Source organism: Pseudomonas laurentiana, from assembly GCF_014648275.1.
Lineage (GTDB): Bacteria > Pseudomonadota > Gammaproteobacteria > Pseudomonadales > Pseudomonadaceae > Aquipseudomonas > Aquipseudomonas laurentiana.
Genome location: NZ_BMQU01000050.1, coordinates 2,350 through 6,204, shown reverse-complemented (window position 1 = coordinate 6,204; position 3,855 = coordinate 2,350). Strand labels below are relative to the sequence as shown.

At 63.1% G+C, this 3,855-nt stretch carries 4 protein-coding genes; all 4 read left to right on the top strand.

Annotated features, from left to right (window positions below; all coding sequences use genetic code 11):
- The coding region (gene glyA / locus IE038_RS23605) for a serine hydroxymethyltransferase (RefSeq protein ID WP_189396392.1) at nucleotides 1–1,232 on the top strand (1,232 nt) is incomplete at its 5' end.
- A gap of 21 nt (nucleotides 1,233–1,253) precedes the next feature.
- Nucleotides 1,254–2,504, top strand: a complete 1,251-nt coding sequence (locus IE038_RS23600; protein WP_099773990.1) for a sarcosine oxidase subunit beta family protein — start codon at nucleotides 1,254–1,256, stop codon at nucleotides 2,502–2,504.
- Nucleotides 2,505–2,519: 15 nt separating this feature from the next.
- Nucleotides 2,520–2,849, top strand: coding sequence for a sarcosine oxidase subunit delta (locus IE038_RS23595; protein WP_099773991.1), 330 nt, complete (start codon nucleotides 2,520–2,522; stop codon nucleotides 2,847–2,849).
- Nucleotides 2,846–3,855 (top strand): 2Fe-2S iron-sulfur cluster-binding protein (locus tag IE038_RS23590; protein ID WP_189396393.1); only part of this gene is annotated, 1,010 nt, incomplete at its 3' end. The genes IE038_RS23595 and IE038_RS23590, both read left to right, overlap by 4 nt.

Sequence of the window (3,855 nt, the reverse complement as noted above, 5' to 3'; positions counted from 1 at the left end):
TCCAGGGTTATGACGATGCACTGCTGGCGGCGATGAATGCCGAAGAGCAGCGTCAGGAAGATCACATCGAACTGATCGCCTCGGAGAACTACACCAGCAAGCGCGTGATGCAGGCCCAGGGCAGCGGCCTGACCAACAAGTACGCCGAAGGCTATCCGGGCAAGCGTTACTACGGTGGCTGTGAACATGTGGACAAAGTCGAGCAGCTGGCGATCGACCGTGCCAAGCAACTGTTCGGTGCCGACTACGCCAACGTTCAGCCGCACTCCGGCAGCCAGGCCAACGCCGCAGTGTTCCTCGCCCTGCTGCAGGCCGGTGACACCGTGCTGGGCATGAGCCTGGCCCATGGTGGCCACCTGACCCACGGCGCCAAGGTCAGCTTCTCCGGCAAGCTTTATAACGCGGTGCAATACGGCATCGACACCAACACCGGCCTGATCGACTACGACGAAGTCGAGCGCCTGGCGGTGGAGCACAAGCCGAAAATGATCATCGCCGGTTTCTCGGCCTACTCGAAAACCCTCGATTTCCCACGCTTCCGTCAGATCGCCGACAAAGTCGGTGCCTACCTGTTCGTCGACATGGCGCACGTGGCGGGCCTGGTGGCTGCCGGGCTGTACCCGAACCCGCTGCCGTACGCCGACGTGGTCACCACCACGACCCACAAGACCCTGCGGGGTCCACGTGGCGGCCTGATTCTGGCCAAGGCCAACGAAGAGCTGGAGAAGAAACTCAACGCTGCCGTCTTCCCGGGCGGGCAGGGCGGGCCACTGATGCACGTCATCGCGGCCAAGGCCGTGTGCTTCAAGGAAGCCCTGGAGCCAAGCTTCAAGGCCTATCAGCAGCAAGTGATCGACAACGCCCAGGCCATGGCTGGCGTGTTCATTGCCCGCGGCTACGATGTCGTGTCCGGCGGCACCGATAACCACCTGTTCCTGGTCAGCCTGATCCGTCAGGGCCTGACGGGCAAAGAGGCCGATGCGGCCCTGGGCCGTGCCCATATCACGGTGAACAAGAACGCCGTACCGAACGACCCACAGTCGCCGTTCGTCACGTCCGGCCTGCGCATCGGCACCCCGGCGGTGACCACGCGCGGTTTCAAGGTCAGCCAGTGCACCGAACTGGCCGGCTGGATCTGCGACATTCTCGACAACCTTGGCGATGCCGATGTCGAAGCGGATGTGGCGAGAAACGTGTCGGCACTGTGTGCAGACTTCCCGGTTTACCGCTGAGTGGTTGAGGAGTAACTGACTATGCAACGCTACTCGGGCTTCGGCCTTTTCAAACACTCGCTGAGCCACCATGAAAACTGGCAGCGCATGTGGCGCACGCCGACCCCGAAAAAGGTCTACGACGTGGTGATCGTCGGCGGCGGCGGGCATGGCCTGGCCACGGCCTATTACCTGGCCAAAGAACACGGCATCACCAACGTTGCAGTGGTCGAGAAGGGCTGGTTGGGCGGTGGCAACACCGCCCGCAACACCACCATCGTGCGCTCCAACTACCTGTGGGACGAGTCGGCGCACCTCTACGAACACGCCATGAAACTCTGGGAAGGCCTGTCGCAAGACATCAACTACAACGTGATGTTCTCCCAGCGCGGTGTCTACAACCTGTGCCATACCTTGCAGGACATGCGCGATTCGGAGCGTCGGGTCAGTGCCAACCGCCTCAACGGGGTGGACGGCGAACTGCTCAACGCCCAGCAAGTGGCTGACGAGATTCCATACCTGGACTGCTCGAAGAACACCCGCTACCCGATCATCGGTGCCACCGTGCAGCGCCGGGGCGGCGTGGCCCGTCACGACGCCGTGGCCTGGGGCTTTGCCCGTGCCGCCGATGCCTTGGGCGTCGACCTGATTCAGCAAACCGAAGTCACCGGTTTCCGCAAGGAAAACGGCGTGGTCATCGGCGTTGAAACCAGCAAGGGCTTCATCGGTGCCAAGCGCGTCGGTGTGGTCACCGCCGGTAACTCCGGGCACATGGCCAAGCTCGCCGGCTTCCGCCTGCCGCTTGAGTCGCACCCGCTGCAAGCACTGGTGTCCGAGCCGATCAAACCGATCATCGACAGCGTGATCATGTCCAACGCCGTACACGGCTACATCAGCCAGTCGGACAAGGGCGACCTGGTGATCGGCGCCGGTATCGACGGTTGGGTTGGCTACGGCCAGCGCGGTTCGTACCCGGTGATCGAACACACCCTGCAGGCCATCGTCGAGATGTTCCCGATCCTGTCCCGTGTGCGCATGAACCGGCAGTGGGGCGGCATCGTCGATACCTCGCCGGATGCCTGCCCGATCATTTCCAAGACCCCGGTCAAGAACCTGTTCTTCAACTGCGGTTGGGGCACCGGTGGCTTCAAGGCCACACCCGGTTCGGGCAACGTCTTTGCCGCCAGCCTGGCCAAGGGCGAAATGCACCCGCTGGCCGCGCCTTTTTCCATCGACCGTTTCTACAACGGTGCACTGATCGACGAGCACGGCGCTGCCGCTGTCGCCCACTAACAGGAGAACCTGACCATGTTGCACATCTTCTGTCCCCACTGTGGCGAGCTGCGCTCCGAAGAGGAATTCCACGCGGCTGGCCAAGCGCACATCCCGCGCCCGCTCGACCCGGATGCCTGCACCGATGAGGAATGGGGCACCTACATGTTCTTCCGCGACAACCCACGCGGCCTGCACCACGAACTGTGGATTCACGCCGCCGGTTGCCGCCAGTACTTCAATGCCACCCGTGACACGGTGACCTATGAAATTCTGGAAACCTATCCAATTGGCGCCAAGCCACAAGTGACCGGCAAAAACACCAGCCCGCAGTTGGCAGTCAGTGGTCAGGGAGAAAAGGTATGAGCCAGGTCAATCGCCTGTCCAACGGCGGTCGTATCGACCGCAGCAAAGTCTTGCACTTCACCTTCAACGGCCAGAGCTATCAGGGCTATGCCGGTGACACCCTGGCCGCCGCGTTGCTGGCCAACGGTGTGGATATCGTCGGGCGCAGCTTCAAGTACTCGCGTCCACGCGGCATTATTGCCGCCGGTGCCGAAGAGCCAAACGCCATCCTGCAGATCGGCGCCACTGAAGCCACCCAGGTGCCGAACGTGCGTGCGACCCAGCAGGCCCTGTATGCCGGCCTGGTAGCCACCAGCACCAATGGCTGGCCGAGCGTGAACAACGACGTCATGGGGATCCTTGGCAAGGTCGGCGGCAAGCTGATGCCGCCGGGCTTCTACTACAAGACCTTCATGTACCCTCAGTCGTTCTGGATGACCTACGAGAAGTACATCCGTAAAGCCGCCGGCCTGGGCCGTTCGCCGCTGGAAAACGACCCGGACACCTACGACTACATGAACCAGCACTGTGACGTGCTGGTGGTCGGCGGCGGCCCGGCTGGCCTGGCGGCGGCATTGGCTGCTGGCCGCAGCGGCGCCCGGGTGATTCTCGCCGATGAACAGGAAGAGTTTGGCGGCAGCCTGCTCGACACCCGCGAAAGCCTTGACGGCAAGCCTGCCGCGGAGTGGGTGGCGGCCGCAGTGGCCGAGCTCAAGGGCATGCGTGAAGTGACCTTGCTGCCACGGGCGACCGTGAACGGCTACCACGACCACAACTTCCTGACCATCCACGAGCGCCTGACCGACCACCTGGGTGATCGTGCGCCGCTGGGGCAGGTGCGTCAGCGTATCCACCGCGTGCGTGCGCGGCAGGTGGTGCTGGCTACCGGTGCCCACGAGCGCCCACTGGTGTATGGCAACAACGACGTGCCGGGCAACATGCTGGCGGGTGCGGTGTCGACCTACGTGCGCCGCTATGGCGTGGCACCGGGCAAGAAACTGGTGCTCTCGACCAACAACGACCACGC